General features: G+C 62.7%; 17 protein-coding genes and 2 pseudogenes. 11 read left to right on the top strand and 8 right to left on the bottom strand.

The window, feature by feature from the left end:
• The first annotated feature begins 16 nt into the window (after positions 1-16).
• Positions 17-873 (top strand): annotated as a pseudogene (locus tag XH98_RS07380) (SDR family oxidoreductase).
• 82 nt (positions 874-955) lie between these two features.
• Here XH98_RS07380 and XH98_RS07375 read toward each other — a convergent pair.
• Positions 956-1219, bottom strand: coding sequence for a DUF6894 family protein (locus XH98_RS07375; protein ID WP_271618248.1), 264 nt, complete (start codon positions 1217-1219; stop codon positions 956-958).
• 331 nt (positions 1220-1550) lie between these two features.
• Between XH98_RS07375 and XH98_RS07370 the strand changes: the two genes are divergently transcribed.
• Positions 1551-2168 (top strand): cell envelope biogenesis protein TolA, encoded by a 618-nt coding sequence (locus tag XH98_RS07370; protein WP_271618555.1) that lies wholly within the window; start codon positions 1551-1553, stop codon positions 2166-2168.
• 80 nt (positions 2169-2248) lie between these two features.
• On the opposite strand, the gene XH98_RS07365 is transcribed toward XH98_RS07370, so the two are convergent.
• Together XH98_RS07365 and XH98_RS07360 are read right to left on the bottom strand one after the other, a co-directional pair.
• Positions 2249-3520, bottom strand: a complete 1272-nt coding sequence (locus tag XH98_RS07365; RefSeq protein WP_271600788.1) for a DUF892 family protein — start codon at positions 3518-3520, stop codon at positions 2249-2251.
• Between the two features lie 284 nt (positions 3521-3804).
• A complete protein-coding gene (locus XH98_RS07360; protein WP_271618247.1) occupies positions 3805-4320 on the bottom strand; it encodes an inorganic diphosphatase in 516 nt (171 codons plus the stop codon).
• 293 nt (positions 4321-4613) lie between these two features.
• On the opposite strand from XH98_RS07360, the gene XH98_RS07355 reads away from it, so the two are divergent.
• The gene (locus tag XH98_RS07355) at positions 4614-5798 is read left to right on the top strand and encodes a DNA topoisomerase IB (protein ID WP_442868558.1); all 1185 of its coding nucleotides are present in this window, start codon (positions 4614-4616) and stop codon (positions 5796-5798) included.
• A gap of 5 nt (positions 5799-5803) precedes the next feature.
• Positions 5804-6109, top strand: a complete 306-nt coding sequence (locus XH98_RS07350) for a hypothetical protein (RefSeq protein WP_271600786.1) — start codon at positions 5804-5806, stop codon at positions 6107-6109.
• Between the two features lie 35 nt (positions 6110-6144).
• On the opposite strand, the gene XH98_RS07345 is transcribed toward XH98_RS07350, so the two are convergent.
• A complete protein-coding gene (locus tag XH98_RS07345; RefSeq protein WP_271618246.1) occupies positions 6145-7545 on the bottom strand; it encodes a TAXI family TRAP transporter solute-binding subunit in 1401 nt (466 codons plus the stop codon).
• A 156-nt stretch (positions 7546-7701) separates the two neighbouring features.
• Between XH98_RS07345 and XH98_RS07340 the strand changes: the two genes are divergently transcribed.
• The 5 genes from XH98_RS07340 (at position 7702) to XH98_RS07320 (ending at position 10191) form a co-directional block, all read left to right on the top strand.
• The gene (locus XH98_RS07340; RefSeq protein ID WP_220002383.1) at positions 7702-8046 is read left to right on the top strand and encodes a DUF1236 domain-containing protein; all 345 of its coding nucleotides are present in this window, start codon (positions 7702-7704) and stop codon (positions 8044-8046) included.
• Between the two features lie 92 nt (positions 8047-8138).
• The gene (locus tag XH98_RS07335; protein WP_271600784.1) at positions 8139-8561 is read left to right on the top strand and encodes a hypothetical protein; all 423 of its coding nucleotides are present in this window, start codon (positions 8139-8141) and stop codon (positions 8559-8561) included.
• Positions 8562-9036: 475 nt separating this feature from the next.
• Positions 9037-9261: a hypothetical protein gene (locus XH98_RS07330; protein WP_220002385.1), complete on the top strand. Its 225-nt coding sequence runs from the start codon at positions 9037-9039 to the stop codon at positions 9259-9261.
• A 199-nt stretch (positions 9262-9460) separates the two neighbouring features.
• Positions 9461-9949, top strand: coding sequence for an L-2-amino-thiazoline-4-carboxylic acid hydrolase (locus tag XH98_RS07325; RefSeq protein WP_271618245.1), 489 nt, complete (start codon positions 9461-9463; stop codon positions 9947-9949).
• Entirely contained in the window at positions 9946-10191 is a 246-nt protein-coding gene (locus XH98_RS07320) for a hypothetical protein (protein WP_271618244.1), read from the top strand. The genes XH98_RS07325 and XH98_RS07320 overlap by 4 nt, the downstream gene beginning before the upstream one ends.
• A gap of 23 nt (positions 10192-10214) precedes the next feature.
• On the opposite strand, the gene XH98_RS07315 is transcribed toward XH98_RS07320, so the two are convergent.
• Positions 10215-11306: an enolase C-terminal domain-like protein gene (locus XH98_RS07315; RefSeq protein WP_271618243.1), complete on the bottom strand. Its 1092-nt coding sequence runs from the start codon at positions 11304-11306 to the stop codon at positions 10215-10217.
• A gap of 193 nt (positions 11307-11499) precedes the next feature.
• On the opposite strand from XH98_RS07315, the gene XH98_RS07310 reads away from it, so the two are divergent.
• Complete coding sequence (locus tag XH98_RS07310) at positions 11500-13062, top strand: adenylate/guanylate cyclase domain-containing protein (protein ID WP_271618242.1); 1563 nt, start codon at positions 11500-11502, stop codon at positions 13060-13062.
• Between the two features lie 156 nt (positions 13063-13218).
• On the opposite strand, the gene XH98_RS07305 is transcribed toward XH98_RS07310, so the two are convergent.
• From XH98_RS07305 to XH98_RS07295, 3 genes and pseudogenes are all read right to left on the bottom strand, one after another.
• On the bottom strand, positions 13219-14454 hold the full coding sequence (locus XH98_RS07305; protein WP_271600780.1) for an ABC transporter substrate-binding protein: 1236 nt from the start codon (positions 14452-14454) through the stop codon (positions 13219-13221).
• 348 nt (positions 14455-14802) lie between these two features.
• A complete protein-coding gene (locus XH98_RS07300; protein WP_333931758.1) occupies positions 14803-15735 on the bottom strand; it encodes an alpha/beta hydrolase in 933 nt (310 codons plus the stop codon).
• A gap of 117 nt (positions 15736-15852) precedes the next feature.
• Positions 15853-16348: pseudogene (locus XH98_RS07295) on the bottom strand (hypothetical protein).
• 405 nt (positions 16349-16753) lie between these two features.
• Here XH98_RS07295 and XH98_RS07290 point away from each other — a divergent pair.
• The gene (locus XH98_RS07290; RefSeq protein WP_271618241.1) at positions 16754-19324 is read left to right on the top strand and encodes a PAS domain S-box protein; all 2571 of its coding nucleotides are present in this window, start codon (positions 16754-16756) and stop codon (positions 19322-19324) included.
• The last annotated feature ends 73 nt before the right edge of the window (positions 19325-19397 follow it).

The raw sequence follows: 19397 nt of genomic DNA, 5'->3' as shown, positions 1-19397 counted from the left end.
ATCTCGGAGGCGCTCCATGACCGAATATCCGAAGCCGCCATATCCCCCCAGCATCAGTCCATGCCTGGCGCGACCCGCGCGATGAACCCGCGGCCCGACCACGGCGAAGAGAGTTATAAGGGCGCCGGTCGCCTGGCCGGCAAAAAGGCCATCATTACCGGCGGAGACAGCGGCATCGGCCGTGCGGTCGCGATTGCATATGCCCGCGAAGGCGCAGACCTCGCTATCGCCTATTTGAATGAGGATGAGGATGCCGCGGAAGTCAAAGCGCTGGTGGAGCGGGAGGGACGGAAGGCCATCCTGATTGCAGGAGACATCCGCGACCCCGGCCATTGCCGCGCGATCGTGCGGCGCGCCGTCGAGGAGCTCGGCGGACTGGACATCCTGGTCAACAACGCCGCCCATCAGGCCACGTTCAAGGACATCGGCGATATCAGCGATGACGAGTGGCAGCGCACGTTCGAGGTGAACATCCATGCGATGTTCTATTTGACCAAGGCGGCCGTGCCGCATATGCGGCCCGGTGCTGCGATCGTGAATACGGCCTCGGTCAACTCCGACATGCCGAATCCGAGCCTGCTCGCCTACGCAACGACCAAGGGCGCCATTCAGAATTTTACCGGCGGGCTCGCGCAGATGTTGGCGTCCAAGGGCATTCGGGTCAATGCGGTTGCGCCTGGCCCGATCTGGACGCCGCTTATCCCATCGACCATGCCGGAGGAAACGGTCAAGAATTTTGGCAAGCAAGTGCCGATGCAGCGCGCAGGGCAGCCGGCCGAACTCGCGACAGCCTACGTCATGCTTGCCGATCCGCTGTCGAGCTACACCTCGGGAGCGACACTGGCCGTCACCGGCGGAAAGCCCTTCATTTGAAACCGGTCCATTAGCCTCTACGCTCACGGCTTGCGCCCGCCCAGCCTGCCGGAATGCATGATGCAGACCGGGTGTCATGACATCAGCCGAGTTCGCTGCCGTCCTGCCGACCAGACGTTGATGGCATTGCCTTGAGACGTTCCGTCTTGACCTCGATGCGAAACAACGGGCTTCTATCTGGCTTCAGAACCTCCAGCTTCCAGACACCGCCGGGCGCGAGCACATCTTCGATGTCGCGGCTGAGCAGGAGCGCGTTTTTCCATGCCGCGGCCTCGTCGGGCAAATCCTCGCCGACCAGATCCTCGAAGGGATGACCGTTGTGAATGTTGAAATAGTAGCGTGGCATCTCGCCAGAACGTCCGATCTCGCTGCAATGTTCCGGCTGCATGCGGCCGCGCAATGGCCGGACCCGGCCGCCCCACGCAGCCCCTCAGAGCATGATGACATAGACAGCAAAGGCAATGTCCGCAGCCGAATCGGGAACCAGCAATGCGCAATCATCGCGATTTCGGTCGTCCTCGCAGGCGTCGGCGGCGCACCTTGCCGATCAGCTACGGAAGATCACCATGGCCGCCCCCCCTCCGGTCACTCGCGGCAGCGCTCGTCATCGACGTGCTGACCGGGCGGCGACGCTAGACGGGATAGCCGACGGCGAAGATCGGCGCTATCCAGAGGGGATGGCGCGCAAGCTCAAGACATATCAGACGTCCCTTGGCTTCCACGATCTCGCGATCGCAGCGCCGTCGATGAAGGCCGCGCTCGAGGCGTGGGGCGCCGGAAGCAACCTCTTTCACCAGGGGTTAGCCAAGGAAACCGATGATCCCGAGGTCGTCGCCGCCACCATGGCGAAGCCCGGAGTCGTCCTCAGACGGGCGGCCGGCTCGAGCGGACGATTTTCCGAACAATCAGACATACCTTCGCAAGCGGCCGCGGATCGTGCGCACAGGCAGCCGGAGACGCGGCAATCGAAGCCGCACAGGCGGCAACCGTCCCAAGTCAGCAGCAAGGCCGCGCGACAAGCGGCTGCAAACTACGAGAAAGAGCAGCGGCGGCGCGAGGCGCAAAGCCGGCGCGAAGAAGCCGCCCGAGCGAAGGTCAGGGAGCGCCAGGAGCGGGCTATCGCAAAAGCGCAGGCCGCGCTGGAAGAAGCCGAGCAGGAGCATGGAGCCAGGCTTGAAGCTATTGAAGCCGAGCGGGCCGCAGTGAACGCGCGGGCGGCTGCGGAGGATGAGCGGTGGGCCGGGCAAAAGGCCAAGCTGACGGCGGCGCTGCGCCGCGCGCGGAATAGCGAGTGACCAGCAGATGATCTAGCAAAGGCCAGCTGAAGGGTTTGTCTTTGACAAACCCTTCAGCCACGCAAATGAGGACGGCCGGTTCATTCGGTCTGTTCGACCGCCGCAGGCATCTTTGCCACCGACATCAGCGAGCGGGCTACCTGGTTGAGAAGCTGATCGGCATTCTCTTCTTCGGCAAGGGATTTCGAGAGCAGACTGACGACGGCGCTATGGCGCAGTTGCTGGGCGAGATTGCGTGCGGTGGTGTATCCGGCGATCTCGTAATGCTCGACCCGCTGGGCTGCTCCGATCAGCGCCAGATCGGCTGCGGCATCCTCCTTCTCTTCGCCTTCGGCGATGATTTCCTGCCCCTCCTCGATCAGACCCATCATCCCCTTGCAGGCCTTGGCCCGCGCGGTCTTGCCGAGCATCTCGAAGCACTCATTGATGCGCTCGATCTGGGCCTCGGTTTCGTTCAGGTGCTGCTCGAACAGCTCGCGCAGCTGATCGAAACGCGCCGCCTGCGCCATTTTCGGCAGGGCTTTTGTCAGCTGCTTTTCGGCATGCAGGATGTCGCGAAGCTCGTTGATCAGGAGATCGCCGAGACCGGCCTCGTCGACCGGCGGAGAACTCTCGGTGACAAGCGCCGTCGCCGGACCAGGGTCGCCGGCCTGGATAGCCGGGGACTCCGTAAAGACCCACTCGCCGCCCTCGTTCCAGGGGCCGCGGGTGTCGATCTCGCCGTGGTCGCCGGTTCCGGTCGAATCGTTGAAGAACTGGTCGACGAGACCGGGCGTGGGGGCAATCCGGCCGATGCTGAAGGCCGGCTTGGCCATGCTTTCGAGAGCCAGCGCGAACGCCTTCATATGCGTGATCTCGCGGGTCATCAGGAATTGAAGCGCGTCTTTTGTGCCCGCGTCGTCAGAGAAATTGATCAGCCGCTCGTAGACGATCTTGGCTCTCGCCTCGGCGGCGATGTTGCTGCGCAGGTCGACGTCGAGCTCGCCGGTGATCTTGAGGTAATCCGCGGTCCAGGCGTTGCCTTGGGAGTTGAACAGGTTCACGCCGCCGCCGCCTGCAATCGCAATCAGGGGGTCCGCCTCGGCGGCTTGGCGATCGAATTTCGACGGCTTCAGATGCATGCGGGCGAGAGTGCCGACCACCTCGAGATGGCTGAGTTCCTCGGTGCCGATATCCATGAGAAGATCCTTGCGATCCGGATCTTCGCAGTTGAGCCCCTGTATCGAATATTGCATGGCGGCGGCAAGCTCGCCGTTGGCGCCGCCGAACTGCTCGAGAAGCATATTGCCGAACCTGGGATCAGGCTCGTCGACGCGGACGGTGAACATCAGTTTCTTGACGTGGTGGTACATGGATTGCCCTTGACGTGAGAGAGACGCTCCACGAACCGGCGGGCACCGACGTTAGTTCCTAACGCAAGCTCCGCGGCGCCTTTTACCGCAATGAACTTTTGCATCGCGCCCGTCTTGTCATTCCGGGGCGCGCGCAGCGAGAACCCGGAATCCCCTCAGCCACGACGTCATCTGAGCACGATAGATTCCGGGCTCGCGCTGCGCGCGCCCCGGAATGACGGTCACTCGGGCATCTCTTGACGGCGTATTCCAGCCGATCAACCCGGCCGCGATGTCGGCATATCCTACTTGGAGAGCCGCTTGATGGTCTTGGCCGCGTGGTTGGGCCCGCGCCATCCCAGAAATTTGAGCTCCTTGTTCTCAAGCGCGTTGGTCGCGCGGAAGAACTCCTCCAGCTCGTCGCACGCGCGCGAGGGGAGGTGCCGTATATCCTTGAGATCAGTCTCGAGGGGCGATCGGTCCGGCACCGCGAACACGCGATCGTTCCGCTCTCTCTTGCTCCCGCTCTTCTGCTCGACTTCGAGAACGCCGACCGGCCTGCATTTGAGCACGACGCCGGGATATGTCTTCGCATCATGGATGATCAGCACGTCGAGGGGATCGCCATCGGGAGCCTTGGTGGAAGGAATGAAGCCCCAGTCATAGGGATGGCTCAGCCCTGCCATCAGTGGCTTTGCCAGCGTAAAGACTCCGAGCTCGGGATCGAAATCCAGTTTGCAGGAGCTCCCGCGCGGCGTCTCGACAACCGCGAAAACTTGTCCGTCGTCGGCCCATGTCGGCAGTTTGAGGAGGTTGCTCATCTCACGCACCCTGTGCTGCACCTACAGTATCAATCTTCGCGCGCCGTAGGCGCCGAGGGATCACGCGTCATCGCTCTGCGCGATCTTCGCGCACTCTTCAGAACGAGGGCCAGGCAATGATAGTTCCTGCGCACGACTGATCCTCTGGTCGTCACGCCAGGCTTGTATTTCCACATGCCGCTCCAGCGAGCGGCGACGTACCCGCGATGGTAACCGCGAGTCGCTGGGATCGGCCTGATCCCCCAGCGACTGCCCGGTTGACGTTGGAGAGGAACAATATCCTGTAGATCTTCTTGACGTATCGGGACAGCAGCGAAGTGCGTTCACAAGCGCTGTCAAAAAATGACGCTGCCATGTTCCGCGAAACGAAGGTCGACGAGAGAATTGCCGAGAGGACCGCTGAAGTGGCGGCGATCATCGCGGAAGAAGGCTTGCGATACGTCAGTGACGCAAAGCCGGGCTACACCCGCAAGCGCTCCGGCACCACCTTCTCCTACTACGACCAGAGCGGCGCCCGCATCACGAACAAGGACATCGTCCGCCGTATCAAGTCGATTGGCATTCCGCCGGCCTATGAGCGGGTCTGGATCTGTCCCGCTGCCAACGGCCATATCCAGGCCACGGGCTATGATGCACGCGGGCGCAAGCAATATCGCTATCACGCCAAATGGCGTGAATTGCGTGATCAGAACAAATACGAGCACATCATGCAGTTCGCCGCTGCGCTTCCAGCACTGCGGTTCCGTGTCGCCGCCGACATGAAGCGCGAAGGCTTGCCTCGGGAAAAGATTCTCGCGACCGTCGTCAGCCTTCTCGAGAAGACCCTCATTCGTGTCGGCAATGCCGAATATGCCAATACAAACAACTCCTACGGACTGACGACCATGCGCCGCAGGCATGTGGCGGTCAAAGGTTCGACCTTGAAGTTCGAGTTTACCGGGAAGTCCGGCAAGCAATGGAAGCTTTCGGTAGAGGACAGGCGCATTGCGGCGATCGTCAAGCACTGCGCCGACTTGCCGGGGCATGAGCTCTTCAAATATCTCGACGACAACGGCGAACCACGTACGATCGATTCCGGCGACGTGAATGCCTACATCAAGGAAATCACCCGGCAGGATTTTACGGCCAAGGATTTCCGAACCTGGGCCGGTACCGTGCTGGCTGCGCTCGCATTGGCCGAGTTCAAGGAGTATGACTCTCAGGCTGAAGCAAAACGGAACGTCGTGGCCGCCATCGATAAAGTCGCCAGACAACTTGGCAACACGCCAGCCATTTGCCGCAAATGCTACGTGCATCCGGAAATTCTGGGCGCCTATATGTCTGGCGACCTGGCAAAAATGATCGAGGACAAGATCGCGGAGAGGTTCAAGCGTCAGTATAGCAAATTGAGCGCGGACGAAGTGATGGTCCTGGCGTTCCTGAAGAAGCGGCTGAAGGCGACGCGCAAGGCGGGGGAGAGCGCCAAGCTCGCGGCGTGATCCTCATGCATTTGATCGAAATCTTCCTGCCTCTCAGCAACAACCACGGCAAGCGGTTTGATTCGAAGCTCTATCACTCCCTGGAACACGAACTGACCGAACGCTTTGGCGGAGTCACCGCTTTCAAACGCGCGCCGGCCTCGGGCGAGAACAAAGAAGGGTCACAGGTCGTCCGGGATGAGATCATCATCCTTGAGGTTATGACCGAAGAGCTCGATCGTGCATGGTGGGCGGACCGCCGCAAACAGCTCGAAGAGATGCTCGATCAGGACGAGATCCTTATCCGCGCCAGCGAAATTGAAAAGCTTTAGTCGTGAAGCGATGAAGGTCTGGTCTGCCGGCGCGCCTATCGGCGAGAGGCAAGGCTTGGACCGGGAGCCTTTGCCTCGATCGCGCCGCCCTGCAGCGCCGCCCGCCTTTCTGCGACCGCATGATTGAACAGCTCGAGGACGAGGCCGAATGCGGCCATGTCCTCCTGCTCGATGGCTCCCTCGTCGTAGCACTTGAGGGTCTCGCCGATGATCGCATCGACCTCCCGTTGCGATGCCAGCAGGTCCTGTTCGGACTCGGCACCGCGAACCTCCGACACCACGGCAAGAATACGGTTGCGATAGCCGGTGTTGTCGTCCCGCTCGTCCCGGTTCAGATAGCGACGCAGCCATGCGGCGGCCGAACCGATCCCGGACAGGAGCAGCAGGGCGAACCAGAAGTAGTCGCTGTACTTGTCCAGAAAGGTCCGCTCGGTCCCGTTGATGACCGCCGCGGCGCCCCTGTGCACGGAGGGCTGCGTTTCCTTCTCCGTATCCGGTTTCGTGATGTGCGTCGCGCCGGCGACACGTTGCGTGATCGTGTCGCGCACCGCGAAAAGCTGCCGGTAGAAGGCCGCCGCCTTGGCTTCCGACAGTTCTTTTCGGGCCAGGATGAGATGGTTGACGCTGATGGTGTCGATCTTGTCCTCGGGCCAGGCAGGGTTCGCGTTGAAGACGCTGCCGGGGATCTCCTCGGCTTCGTAGCGGGGATGCCGCAGGGCAATCGCCTCGGACGCTTCGACGGCAAGAAACTTCGGAGCTCCGCGCGACCGCGAAGTCGCGGCGATCGCGGCGGCGGTGATCTTGCTGTCGAGCGGACCGACCGCAAGATAGGCGTCGAGAGTGGCGTCCTGCGCGAGCTTTTCGATTTCGTCGGTCCCGAATTGAGCCGTGGCAACCTTGTCGGGCTGCACGCCTGAGCCTTCTAGAATTGTCCGCAGGACCGCGACGTTGGCGTCGGTCTTTCCGATGATGCCGACCTTATGCCCCGCAAGATCGGCGATCTCTCCGATCTTCGCGGCGGCCTTCTTCTTGGAGCCCTTGCCAGCGCGTCCAGACTGCGACCATATGACGACATAGTTCTTGCGCAGGACGGCCAGTGTCTGCGCATCAGCCGGCATGGCGAGGTCGCCGCGACCGATTGCCAGGTCAGTTTTGCCGGCACCCAGGAGGGCAAGGGATTCGGCCGCTCCGGCGGTGGCGATAGGGAATAGTCTGACCGTCCTGCTTTCCTCTTCGAAGGCCTCCGCCATTGCTTGGACCACCTGGTGGTCTTCGCTGCCCGAGGGGCCGACGGCGATCCGAAGAGTCTCGGGCTGCAGGACGTAGAAGAGCGCCGCGGCAGCGGTGCCGAAGACGACGAATCCTAACGCCAACAGGATCAGGAGCCTTCGCTGGCGTCGATCGGGGGCTCTCCTGACTGAATCGGACGGCGGCATCAGCGGGCTCTCCGTAAGCAAGCGCCTGGGAGCTTGGAGCGAACCGTCGCCCGACCTGAATGTTCCATCGTATGCGAAGGACCTCTGCGGACGAGCGGGAACCTTGGCATCATTCGTGGGTTCTCGCATGCCGCATATGGCGGCGAGGAGAGAAAGATGAACAAGCTTCTGCTGAGCGCTGCGATGGCAGTGATGATCTCGACGGGCGCGATGGCGCAGTCCACCGTCGTCACCACCACCGGCACGGGACATGCCGCCGCCGTACAGATCGAGCCCGAATATCGCACGAAGATCCGCACCTACGTCACCGAGCACAAGGTTCGTCCAGTGGAGACCCGCGAGAAGATCGTCGTCGGCCAGCCAGTGCCGCGCGAAGTCGAACTCGAGGCGGTGCCCGCCGACTGGGGTCCCTCGCTCACCAAGTACCGCTATGTCTATTCGGGCGAGCGCGTGATGCTGGTCGATCCGTCGACCCGCACGGTCGTCCAGGAGATCGACTAATCCCACCAGTGGCGGGGTCGCCCAACCAGGCGACCCGCCACTCCAATCCGGCCCCTGCCGATACCTGATGTCCCATTTGCGAGCGGCCGTTCATGCCGATCATTCGTTATTTCGTTTTCGTCGGCGGGCTGCTGCTGGCGCTGCTCTTCGCTGCTGAATGGTACCTGCCGGCCCCCGCCGAGCGCGCGGGCCCATCCGATCCGGACAGGAGCATCATCCGGATCGCCTCGGCGAGGAGCCTCCCGGAGAAGATCGTGTTCGACACGCGTCCGCGCGCCGATTTGCCGACAATGGCGCAGGCCGATCCGCTCTCCGAAGAACCCAAGCAGCAAGTGCGGGAAGCCCTGGCCGCAATGCCTGCAGCGCCTGCCGTCGAGGTCAAGAAAGAGGCGCCCGCCCGCGTCTCCTCAGGCCCCCGTCCGCATCCGAAGCGCTGGGCAAAACTACAGAAAAGGACACCCGACCGACGTCTCGCCTTCGAGCGGCCCGGCCCATTTGCCGGCGGATGGTGGTGACGGAATGCTGGCGCGCGATGCTGAAAATGAAAAGGCCGCCCGGCGACCCAGCGCGGAACGGTTTTGGTGAAAGCTCGCCTCGTCTGGTCGGAGACTATTCCGGACACCTAAGGCCGGCCTGCGTGAAGATACGGAACGCCGCCATTTTCGCGCCGTTGTCGGATCATGGGCAGGGTCGAGGAGTCGTCGCGATGCTGGAAACGAACGATCTGCTGGTGAAGTGTCCCCGGTGCGGTGCCTGGCCGATGGCCGTGAGCGCTCGGAGAAGCATGGTTGCGCAGCCTGAGGTTTCCTTCCGCTGCGCGCGCTGTGGCAGCGAGGAAGTCGGTCGTCTGCGTCATGCTGCGGGGCCGCATCCCGGCGGTCGTGGTCGCGACGCTGCGTGACGGGATGGGTCGCCGGCGTTGCGGCTCTCCGGAACGTGTCTCGTCTGGGGGAATTGATGGCCCAGAGGTCAACCTGAGAGGAGACGATCATGAAACCGATCCTTGCCGCCGCGTGTCTGCTGACCCTGGCATCGATTTCGCCGGCAGAGGCCAAGGGGTGCATCAAGGGCGCCATCGTCGGCGGTGTCGCCGGCCATATGGCAGGACACGGCAAGCTCGGCGCGGCCGCAGGATGCGTGATCGGGCATCATGAGGCCAACAAGCAAAAGAACCCGAACGATTCGAATGCCCAAGCGCCGTCGGGCCAGAAGTAGCGGCCGCCGGCCGGGGTGTCAGGGGCGCGTCGGATGAAGATTCGCCCCTATTCGGAAAGTCACATCGTCGGGCTCGAGGACGGCTCGCGCCATGCCCTGCCTTGAAGCGCAATACGGGGATATAGTCTCGCGGCTGCTGGTTTGAATTCTCGCTGGCTTCATTCGAGCCGCGCCTTCCCTCCGCGACGCGAGCATGCCCATGAGCGTTTCCGTCATCGAACAGGCCAAAATCCAGGCACAGGTGCTGGTGCCGCTGGTCAAGGCGCTCCAGGCCGAGCTCGGCGAGGCGCGTGCCAACGCCATCGTACGCAAGGCGCTTGGCGAACTCTATCGCGGCTTCGGCGAGGCGTTTTGGAAAGCCAAGAACGAGAGCGATCTCGGCAAGGCCGTCGGCTCCGCCTTCGCGACTTACGCGCGCGACGATGCTCTCAGCTACGACGTGATCGAACAGACGCGGGATGCGTTCGCCTTCGACGTGAAGCGATGCGCCTATGCCGAGTTCTACAAGGCGCTGGGTGAGCCGGAGCTCGGCTTCCTCATGGTCTGCACCGCCGACTTTGCGACCGCGGACGGCTTCGGTCCGGACATCAAGCTGACGCGCACACAGACCATCATTCAGGGCGCCGATCATTGCGACTTCCGCTACCGGCGCATTGCGGACGTGTCAAAGGGAAGGGCTGGTGAATGATGCGGACGACTTGGCTTGCCGTCGCGGTGACGGCGCTGACGGCATCGAGCGCGAATGCCGCAATCATCGACTGGCAGGCCGAGCTCCAGCGCTGCCGCGACCTGCGCGCGAGCGTGGCGCCGCTGCTTCAGGCCGGCGAGGGCATTTCTGCCGTCGGCCGCTCCAATCGATCCGTCCGTCGCTGCATCTGGATTCAGCGCATGGCGGTGCGCAAGAAAGTCCCCGGCGCGGAGACGTGGTAGCGGCGACTGTCAGTCCCTCCTGCTCACTCCACCAGATATTTCCTCACCGCCGCCTCGTCCCATTCAATCCCGTTCCCCGGCTCCTCGCCCGGCAGCGCAAAGCCGTCCTTGATCCTCAGCCGGTTCGCCAGCACCGCGTCGGCCCAGTCGACATATTCCAGCCAGTGCGCCGTCGGCGTGACGCAGAGCAGATGCGCGCTGACCTCCGAGAACAGATGCGTCGACATCTCGATGCCGGCAGCGTGCGCCAGTGACGCGGCGCGGAGCCAGCCGGTGACGCCGCCGATGCGCTGCACGTCGGGCATCACGTAGTCGCAGGCCTCCGCCGCTAGCGCCGCCTGCATCGCAAACGCGCTGTCGAAATTCTCGCCGATCTGCACCGGCGTGCGCAGCGCGTCGGCGATGCGGGCGCAGCCCGCATAGTCGTCGTGGCGGATCGGCTCCTCGATCCAGCTCAAGCCTTCGTCGTCGAGCATCTCGCCACGGCGGATCGCCTCGGTGACCGTCAGCGCCTGATTGTAGTCGCACATCAGCGTCACCTCGTCGCCGACCGCCTTGCGCACCGCGCGCACCACGGCGAGATCGTCCCGCGCCTCCGGCCGCCCAACGCGGATTTTTGCGGCGCGAAAGCCCTCGGCCAGCAGCTTGTGGACTTCCTCCACCGCGGCGCCCGCAGGCATGATGCCGAGGCCCTTCGAATTATAGGCCTTCACCGGCTTCGGCGCGCCGCCGAGCAGGCGGGCCAGCGGCAGGCCGCGGACGCGCGCCAGCGCATCCCATGCCGCCATGTCGATGCCGGATTGCGCCAGCCGTTGCAGGCCGGCGAGGCCGAGCAGCGTGAAACGCTGGGTCAGCTTGCGCTCGATCTCGAACGGCAGCAGCTCGTCGCCTTTGAGCAGCTCCGACATCTCCGCGACCATCGCGGTCAGCGGCTTGAGGGCCGACGGCGTGATCGCAAACAGATAGGCATGCCCTGTTACGCCCTGGTCGGTCTCGCAGTCGATCAGCACCAGCGGCGCCTTGGCAACCGCGCCGGTCGAGGTCTGCAGCGGCAAGTTCATCGGCACGATCACGGGGCGCGCATTGAAGCTGATGATGCGGATTGTCTCGGTCATGGGCGGTGGTTCCGGATTTATCAATGCAGGTTGATCCTGATCTTAAACATTCGTCATGAAACGAAAAGGCGCCTGCTGCGACCCACCATAAAATGGGGTTGCGCCGCGCCGCGTTTGTTGGCTCTGTGCAAGCCGGCATGTCGCGCCGCAAATCCCGTTCTTGCGGCAAAAACGCACATCACGGAGCCACAGAGTGAAACAAGCGATCGCCGAAGAGCAGCACAAGAGCGGCATCCTGATCGGGGCCGTGATTGCCTTTCTCCTGCTGGCCCTGCCGCTGGCGGTCTGGCTGGACCTGACCGAACTGAACAAGTCCGCGCTCCGCCGGCAGACCGCAGATCTCAATTCAGTCATCACGAGCGTGCGCAGCTATTATGCGTCCAATGTGGTCGGGCGAATCCTGGCCAATCCCAACGGCACGACCAAGGTCGTTCACAACTACGAATCCGTCCCCGGCGCGATCCCGATCCCGGCGACGCTGTCGCTGGAGCTTGGCCGCGTCATCGGCGCGCAACAGGAGAACATCACTTACCGGTTCGTCTCCGACTTCCCGTTCCAGAACCGCGCCCCGCATCAGCTCGACAAGTTCGAGAAGGATGCGCTCGCCGCGCTGCGCGCCGATCCCGAGCAGAAGATCCTCGACACCGACACCTCGCTGTTCTCCGACAAGGTCCGCTTGATTGCGCCTGTCACCATGGGCCCGGCCTGCGTAAGCTGCCACAACAGCCACCCCGAGAGCCCGAAGAAAGACTGGAAGGTCGGCGATGTCAGAGGCATCCAGGAGGTGATCATCGCCCAGCCGATCGCCGCCAATATCTTCTCGTTCAAGTTCCTGCTGGCCTATTTCCTGATCGCGGCCGGCTGCGGGCTTTCCTTTCTCTCGCTCCAGCGCCGACAGGCCAGCCGCATCAAGGGCATGAACCGGGAGCTCGAATCCGCCAACGACTTCCTCGCCTCGCTGTCGATGAAGATCTCGCGTTACATCCCGCCGCAGGTCTACAAGAGCATCTTCTCCGGCCAGAAGGACGTCACCATCCATACCGAGCGCAAGAAGCTCACGATCTTCTTCTCTGACATCCAGAATTTCACCGCGACCACCGAGCGGCTGCAGCCGGAATTGCTGACCCAGCTGCTCAACGAATATTTCACCGAGATGTCGGCGATCGCGCATGAGCATGGCGGCACCGTCGACAAGTTCATCGGCGACGCCATGCTGATCTTCTTCGGCGATCCCGAGACCAAGGGCGACCGCGCTGACGCGCAGGCCTGCCTGCAGATGGCCTGGCGCATGCAGCAGCGCCTCACCGAGCTCAATGCGAAATGGCGCGCCGCCGGCATCGAGCAGCCGTTCCGCTCGCGCATGGGCATCAATTCCGGCTATTGCAATGTCGGCAATTTCGGCAGCAGCGATCGTATGGACTACACCATCATCGGTGCCGAGGCGAACCTCGCCGCCCGCCTGCAGTCAATTGCCGAGCCCGGCGGCATCGTGCTGAGCTACGAAACCTTCGCGCTGGTCAGCGACATCGTCCGTGCCCATGCGCTGCCCGCGATCACGATGAAGGGCATCAGCCGCGAGGTCATTCCCTATGCGGTCGATGCGCTGAGCGATGCGGCAGCCGAGAAGAGCGGCGTCATCACCGAACGCGCGCCGGGGCTGGAGCTGTACCTCGATCCGGCCGTGGTGAAATCAGGCGATGCCGCACGCGTGCGCTCGCTGCTGGAAAGCGCGCTGGCGTCGCTGAAGCCTGCGTGAGGGCTCAAAAGCTTCCGCGGCGTCATGGCCGGGCTTGTCCCGGCCATCCACGACCTTCTCTTGCAGATCGAAGAACGTGGATGCCCGGGACAAGCCCGGGCATGACGACCACCTGTTAATCCGGATGCGATGGTCCAAGTTTGCGCACGACTCACCTCACCGCGCCGCGCCTTCGGTAAACGCCGTCTCGATCACCGCCCCGAACGGCTGCCACGACCGCCCGTCGAACTGCACCAGGCGCATCTGCCTGATCGGCAGATAGTTCTCCGGCGACGTGTTCATCCTGATATTGGGCAGCGCGACGGAGGGATGGTAGTCCCGCAGCGACGCCGCCTGGCGCATGATGTTGTCGCGCGAGAGGTCGTCGCCGCATTGCTTCAGCACCTTGGTCAGCGCCTCCGCCGCCGCGTAGCCATAGAGCGCGGCGCTGTTATTGGTGCTTTCGTCCTTGTGGTACCTGTCCATGAAGGCGAACCAGTCCTTCATGGCCGGATCGTCCTTCCAGGCGGGATCGCTGGGATCCTTCAGGAACGCCGCCGAGATCACGCCGGCCGAATTCTCCAGCCCCGCCGGCGCCATCGCGTTGGCGATCGAGGCGGAGGCATCGTTGACGATGAAGACAGGGTGCCATTTCAGCGACGCCGCGAGCCCGATCACCTTGGCCGCCGTCGACGGCACGCCGAGAAACACGAAGATGTCGGCGTCCGCGCGCTTGAGGATCGCGACGTGGCCTTCGAGATGCTCGTCATTGATGTCGAAGGCGACGTCGACCAGGACGTGTCGGTTCAGATCGCCGAGACCTTCCTGGATGCCCTTGTAGAGCATGCGGCCGAACTGGTCGTTCTGCCAGAGTACGACGATCTTCTTGCGGGGATAATAGGCCTGGATGTAGTTGGCGTAGATGCGCCCCTCCGAGCGGAACGGCGGCTGCCAGCCCATGGTCCAGGGAAACGCCCTGGCCTGGCTCAGCTCCTCGTCGCCGGAGGCGACGAACAGTTGCGGGATCTTCTTCTCGTTCAGGTACCAGCGCGTGGCGACATTGCCCGGCGTGCCGAACGAGCCGAACATCAGATGCACGTCGTCCTTCTCGACGAGATCGCGCGTCAGCTGCAGCGCGGTGGCAGGATCGGAATTGTCGTCGCGGCTGATGAAGCGGATCTTGCGACCGTTGATGCCGCCGCGATCGTTGATCATGTCGAAATAGGCCGCTTCCGCCTTGCCGATCGCGCCGAATTCCGAGAGCGGCCCCGAATAGGGCACGATGTTGCCGATGCGGATTTCCTTGTCGGAGCCGGGGTCGGAATTGGGTTGATCCGAACGCTGTTGCGACATGGCCCCGAGCGAGGCGAGCGCCGCGATCAAAACGAACAGCAGTCTGCCGGTGACGCGCATGCTCGACACCTTGTCGTTGGCCCCCAACGAACTCGGCTCACCCTGCATCCGGGTGCGTTGATCTATCTCAAGCGTTTGGCAATCGTGTGGCTGGGAGCACGATGAAAGCGGCAGGCGTGCTGACGGGCTGTTCGCGAACCGTCGTCCTGAGGTGCGAAGCCCGCGATGCAGCGCATCGCGGGCGGAGCCTCGAAGGATGAACGGCCCCGCTGCTGCCGAGCGGAGAGAGCCGGGCCGTCGCCCTTCGAGGGCCGCTGAGGAAGCGGCCACCTCAGGGTGACGGTGAGAGCCTGACCGTCGCGGCCGGGTTCGTAGAGCCCGACCAAGACGCTGGGCAGCCCGCAAACCCTACGGCAGCCCGCGCGCCTCGAGCTGATGCACCAGCAGCAGGGTCGGCTCGGCGAGACTGTCGCCGGAACCATCCAGCCCGAACGCCGCCGCGATGCCGTCGTGGCCGCGCAGCAGGGTCGCGCGCGGGCAATGGCCGGCGCCGCAGAGCGTCTTCTTCAGGGTCTCGCCCTGCGCCACGATATCGGCGGGATCGTTGGCGGCCCAGGCCAGCAGGATCGGCTCGTCGACATTGAGGACGCCGGGATAGACCGAGCGCTTGTCATATTGAGCGGCGTCATTGCCGAAATAGGCCTTCTCGCTGTCACTGGCGTCCTTGCCGGCGCGATAGATGCCTGAGACCAGCACCACGGCGGCGACATCGGCGCGGTCGGCCTGGAGCTCGGGATGCGCGAGCAGGCTCGCGACATGGAAGGCGCCGGCGCCGTAGCCGACCGCGACGATCTCGCGGGCATCGCCGTTGAACAGGTCGATATTGCCGTGGACCCAGGACAGCGCCGCCGCCACGTCGGTCGCGCCCATCGGCCAGGTGGCGGCGGGCGCGAGGCGGTAGTTGACGCGCACCCCGATCATGCCGTTGCGCGCCGCAAAGCACATCGCGGCGTCCTGCATGTCGCGGGACGGCTCCGGCGCGCCGCGGTCGCCGGTGAAGGTGTCACCGGCGACGATCAGCAGCACGGGGCGCGGCGTCTCCGCCTTGGTGGTGTCGCTGGTCGCGACGTCGAGCACGTTGGCCTCGCTGCCGCCATAGCGCAGGCCGCGCGAGAAGGTGACCTGCTCGCACAGCCGCGCGAGGCCGCCGGCGGTGGTGTCGCTATCGGTGAGGCCGGTCCGAACCAGATCGGATGGTGCGGCCGGTCGCGCCGGGAGCGGACCATGTGCGGAGGCCGCGGTCATGGTCAGGAGGAGCAAAAATGCGAGACAATTCTTCATCATCAGGGGGCCGGCCTTCCACGCCCCATATTGGGGGGTCGCTTTAGCCTGTCTTTTCAATTCGCCTTATCTTGTTGGTCTTTCTTGCGGCGATTTCACGGCACCATCGCCCCCGGTTCAATTCCCCGGCTGGAACGTGCAATCCGCCCCGCTGCCGTCCTTCTGCCTGATGGCGTTGGGATCGATGGTGCAGCTCAGCTTGCTCAGGCTCTCGAAATTCGATCCCGCCGCGCCATCAGGCGGAATGCCGGCCAGCGCCTCGGTCGCGAAGATCTCGTTGGCGGTGGGACCGTTCACGGTCCTGACCTTCTTGCCGAAGGTCCTCGCAATTGCGCAACGTGATGTCGGCATTGCCGGTGCGGCAGACGATCTTGTCCGCGGTCACGACAACGGGCTTCTTGTAGGGAATGTCGGCATTGGCGGCGAACAGCATCGCCACTGCCTTCTTCTCGGCGCCTGACAGCGTCGGCGACAGCGGCGCGATCACGCCGGCGAGGGCCAGCGCCGTGGAGCCGGAGATCTTGGCGGGCGAAGCGCCGGCGTCCTTGGCGACGGCGGCGTTGGCGACGGCGATTTGGGCGGCGCCAAGGACAAGGACGGCATAGACCGGCATTGCAATCTTCATTGGCGATCTCCTCTTCCGTCGCGGCTTTGCTGCCGGACGGAAGGAGACTATGACAGATTTCCCATCCGGGGGAGGGCTATGGTTACAGTCCGGGGAGAGTGCGCGACGTCCGCTCACTGGGACAAAGCGGACTAAATTTGTTCAACCTGAGTTCTTCGCCGTTTGACCCACAGCAGACGTGCAGTGGGCGGGTGCTTCCGCAGGGATCTGGTGTGCATCCCGATGCAGGCTCCGATCGACTTGTTCCGCACTCGAATCGCATTCGACGCAATAGCAAATGACAGATGTATCATCTTAAGTTAAGATAGACGCACCGCCCGCGATATACCTTACTGCTCGTGCCCCCGCGCAAGTTAGGTTGTTGAAGTGTAAGCCGAGCAAGCGAAGCCTTCGGTGAAGCAGCACACCACGGCTACTGGCTGCAAGCTCAAACCTAACGTCCGTGCCATGCGTTCCATGCTCTCGACGGAGGAGTTGCGACGGCGTCCGTCGCGCCCGGCCGATTACGCGGCAGAGAACCAAGCTCTGATCGCTTTGGTGCAGGAATTAGCGAGCTCGCCCGAAGGCATCTTGCAGAAGCTCGCCGATACCGCGTTAGGTCTATGTCGCGCGCACTCCGCCGGGCTCAGCCTCCTGGAGGAAGGGGACGGGAAGAGTAATTTTCATTGGCGCGCAATCGCCGGGCAGTGGGCTCCTCACTTAAATGGTGGAACACCGCGCAACTTTGGTCCATGCGGCACGGTCCTTGACCAAGGCGTCGCCATGATATGCTCACATCCCGAAGTCGATTTCCCCTATTGGGAGCCCGTTAAGCCTGTTCTTGAGGAAGCGCTCCTGATTCCCTTTTACATCAAGGCTGAAGCAGTCGGCACAATCTGGGTCGTCGCGCATGACGTCAGTCGCCGCTTCGATGCGGAAGACTTGCGCGTGATGACCAGCTTGGGCGTCTTCGCAGCAACCGCCTATCAGACCTGGCTCAACCTGAAGGCGGTGCAGCGAGTCGCTTCCATCGTCGAGTCCAGTCACGACGCAATCGTCAGCAAGGATCTCGATGGCACGATAAGGAGTTGGAACGGCGGCGCGCAGCGCATGTTTGGCTATCTAGCCGAGGAAGTCGTCGGCAAGCCGATTACGATTTTGATTCCCCCGGATCGCCACAACGAAGAAACCGCAATTCTTGATCGCCTCCGCAGAGGCGAAAGTATTGGTCCTTACGAAACCGTTCGCCGCCGCAAAGACGGAAGTCCAGTAGATATTTCACTCACAGTGTCGCCCTTGGAGGATACGGAGGGCAGGGTCATCGGCGCGTCAAAAATCGCGCAAAACATCACCGGGCGAATTAATGCAGAACGGGCACTGCGCGAAAGCCAGTCGAGGCTGCAGGCGGCCGTCGAGCTCGTGAGGCTCGGCTGCTATGCCTGGAATTCACAATCCAACAAGTTGCAATGGGATGATACAGTCAGGGCCATGTGGGGTCTGCCGGCGGGCGCGGTCATCGATTACGAAGTGTGGCGGTCCTGCGTTCATCCAGACGATCTTGCGCGTGCCGAGGCCGCTATCCAGCGGAGCACCGATCCGCGGAGCGATGGAGTCTACAATATCGAGTACCGGGTCATCGGAAAAACGGACGGCGTGGAACGCTGGATCGCGACCCGCGGTCAGACCAACTTCGAGAATGACGTGCCGGCTTCGTTTTTCGGAGTCGCCCTGGAGATCACGGATCGCAAACGTATTGAAAGAAGGCTCGAGCGCCGCGTTGAAGAGCGGACGCGCGAACTGCAGGAGAGCAACCAGCAGCTACATGTTCAAATGGAGCAACGGGAAATCGCCGAGGCCGAGTCCCAGCAACTGCAACGCCTCGACGCGATAGGACAGATTACGTCAGGCGTCGCGCACGACTTCAACAATGTTTTGAGCGTCGTGCTCACTAACGCGCGCATGTTGTCGCGCAATCTGCGGGATGATCCCGGTGATCAGGAAGGTATCGAACTGATTCTCGAGGCGGCGGAACGGGGTGCGAATCTCACCTCGCAACTGCTCGCGTTCTCGCGCCAACAGCGGCTTGAGCCTCAAGTGGTCGATCTCAACAGCACCATCGTGAACATGGGTGGCCTGCTCAATGCCTCGCTTCGTGGAGCGATCCAACTCCGCACGAACCTCGCCGCGGACCTTTGCCCAGCCTTGGTAGATCTAACTCAAATTCAGTCGGTGATCCTCAATCTGGTTATCAACGCGAGAGACGCCATGCGGTCAGGGGGGACTCTGACCCTGGAGACTTTCAATGCCATCACCGATAAAGAGCTCTCCGGCCCGGCAGCGCCGGCTCCGGGGAGGTATGTGGGACTGACCATCCGAGATACAGGTATGGGCATCCCCGACGATGTGCTCCCCCGCGTCTTCGAGCCTTTCTTCACTACGAAAGGACCAGGAAAAGGATCGGGTCTCGGACTCGCGCAAGTTTTTGGTTTCGCCAAGCAGTCCGGTGGAGGCATCGCGCTTAAGACGCACGTCGGCGAAGGCACCTCAGTGACGGTGTTCTTACCTTGTGCCGAAGTGGTCCCACGAGTGCGCGAAAGAGAATCTGGTGCCGAGCAAATATCAACAGTGGAGCTAAAGCCCTGTATTCTAGTCGTTGATGATGATCGGGCAGTTCTCAGGTCAACCGTTAGAGTACTTGAGGCCCTCGGATACGCGGCGGTGCCCGCTGCGAGTGGACAAGAAGCCCTTGAGCTGATTGCAAACGGTCTGAAGATGGAGCTTGTTCTTGCGGATTTCGCCATGCCGGAAATGACGGGAGCCGAGCTCGCGAAAGCGATCTGCGCGACCGCTCCCAACTTGCCCGTGATCCTCGTCACCGGTTATGGAGATCGCGAGACTTTAGAGCAGTTTCGAGAAGCGCAAGTACTTCAGAAGCCTTATGATGAAAACGGACTGATGAAGGCGATTCTAACGGCCCTAACCTAGGGTGATCTGCGTAGTTCGACTCCCGCCTGTGGCACCTAGCGGATCTGCCTGGGCGGTCTGACGAGGTCCGCAA

Source organism: Bradyrhizobium sp. CCBAU 51745, assembly GCF_028128715.1.
GTDB lineage: Bacteria > Pseudomonadota > Alphaproteobacteria > Rhizobiales > Xanthobacteraceae > Bradyrhizobium > Bradyrhizobium manausense.
The sequence above is the reverse complement of the archived record's forward strand: the minus strand, read 5'-3'. Positions and strand labels throughout refer to the sequence as shown.

Excerpts from the sequence above, each read along its gene's own strand:
- XH98_RS07340 (WP_220002383.1), top strand. The coding sequence starts at position 7,702 with ATGAACAAGCTTCTGCTGAGCGCTGCGATGGCAGTGATGATCTCGACG.
- XH98_RS07325 (WP_271618245.1), top strand. The coding sequence starts at position 9,461 with ATGAGCGTTTCCGTCATCGAACAGGCCAAAATCCAGGCACAGGTGCTG.
- XH98_RS07300 (WP_333931758.1), bottom strand. The coding sequence starts at position 15,735 with ATGAAGAATTGTCTCGCATTTTTGCTCCTCCTGACCATGACCGCGGCC.
- XH98_RS07305 (WP_271600780.1), bottom strand. The coding sequence starts at position 14,454 with ATGCGCGTCACCGGCAGACTGCTGTTCGTTTTGATCGCGGCGCTCGCC.
- XH98_RS07350 (WP_271600786.1), top strand. The coding sequence starts at position 5,804 with ATGCATTTGATCGAAATCTTCCTGCCTCTCAGCAACAACCACGGCAAG.
- XH98_RS07335 (WP_271600784.1), top strand. The coding sequence starts at position 8,139 with ATGCCGATCATTCGTTATTTCGTTTTCGTCGGCGGGCTGCTGCTGGCG.
- XH98_RS07360 (WP_271618247.1), bottom strand. The coding sequence starts at position 4,320 with ATGAGCAACCTCCTCAAACTGCCGACATGGGCCGACGACGGACAAGTT.
- XH98_RS07320 (WP_271618244.1), top strand. The coding sequence starts at position 9,946 with ATGATGCGGACGACTTGGCTTGCCGTCGCGGTGACGGCGCTGACGGCA.
- XH98_RS07330 (WP_220002385.1), top strand. The coding sequence starts at position 9,037 with ATGAAACCGATCCTTGCCGCCGCGTGTCTGCTGACCCTGGCATCGATT.
- XH98_RS07370 (WP_271618555.1), top strand. The coding sequence starts at position 1,551 with ATGGCGCGCAAGCTCAAGACATATCAGACGTCCCTTGGCTTCCACGAT.
- XH98_RS07375 (WP_271618248.1), bottom strand. The coding sequence starts at position 1,219 with ATGCCACGCTACTATTTCAACATTCACAACGGTCATCCCTTCGAGGAT.
- XH98_RS07345 (WP_271618246.1), bottom strand. The coding sequence starts at position 7,545 with ATGCCGCCGTCCGATTCAGTCAGGAGAGCCCCCGATCGACGCCAGCGA.
- XH98_RS07315 (WP_271618243.1), bottom strand. The coding sequence starts at position 11,306 with ATGACCGAGACAATCCGCATCATCAGCTTCAATGCGCGCCCCGTGATC.
- XH98_RS07365 (WP_271600788.1), bottom strand. The coding sequence starts at position 3,520 with ATGTACCACCACGTCAAGAAACTGATGTTCACCGTCCGCGTCGACGAG.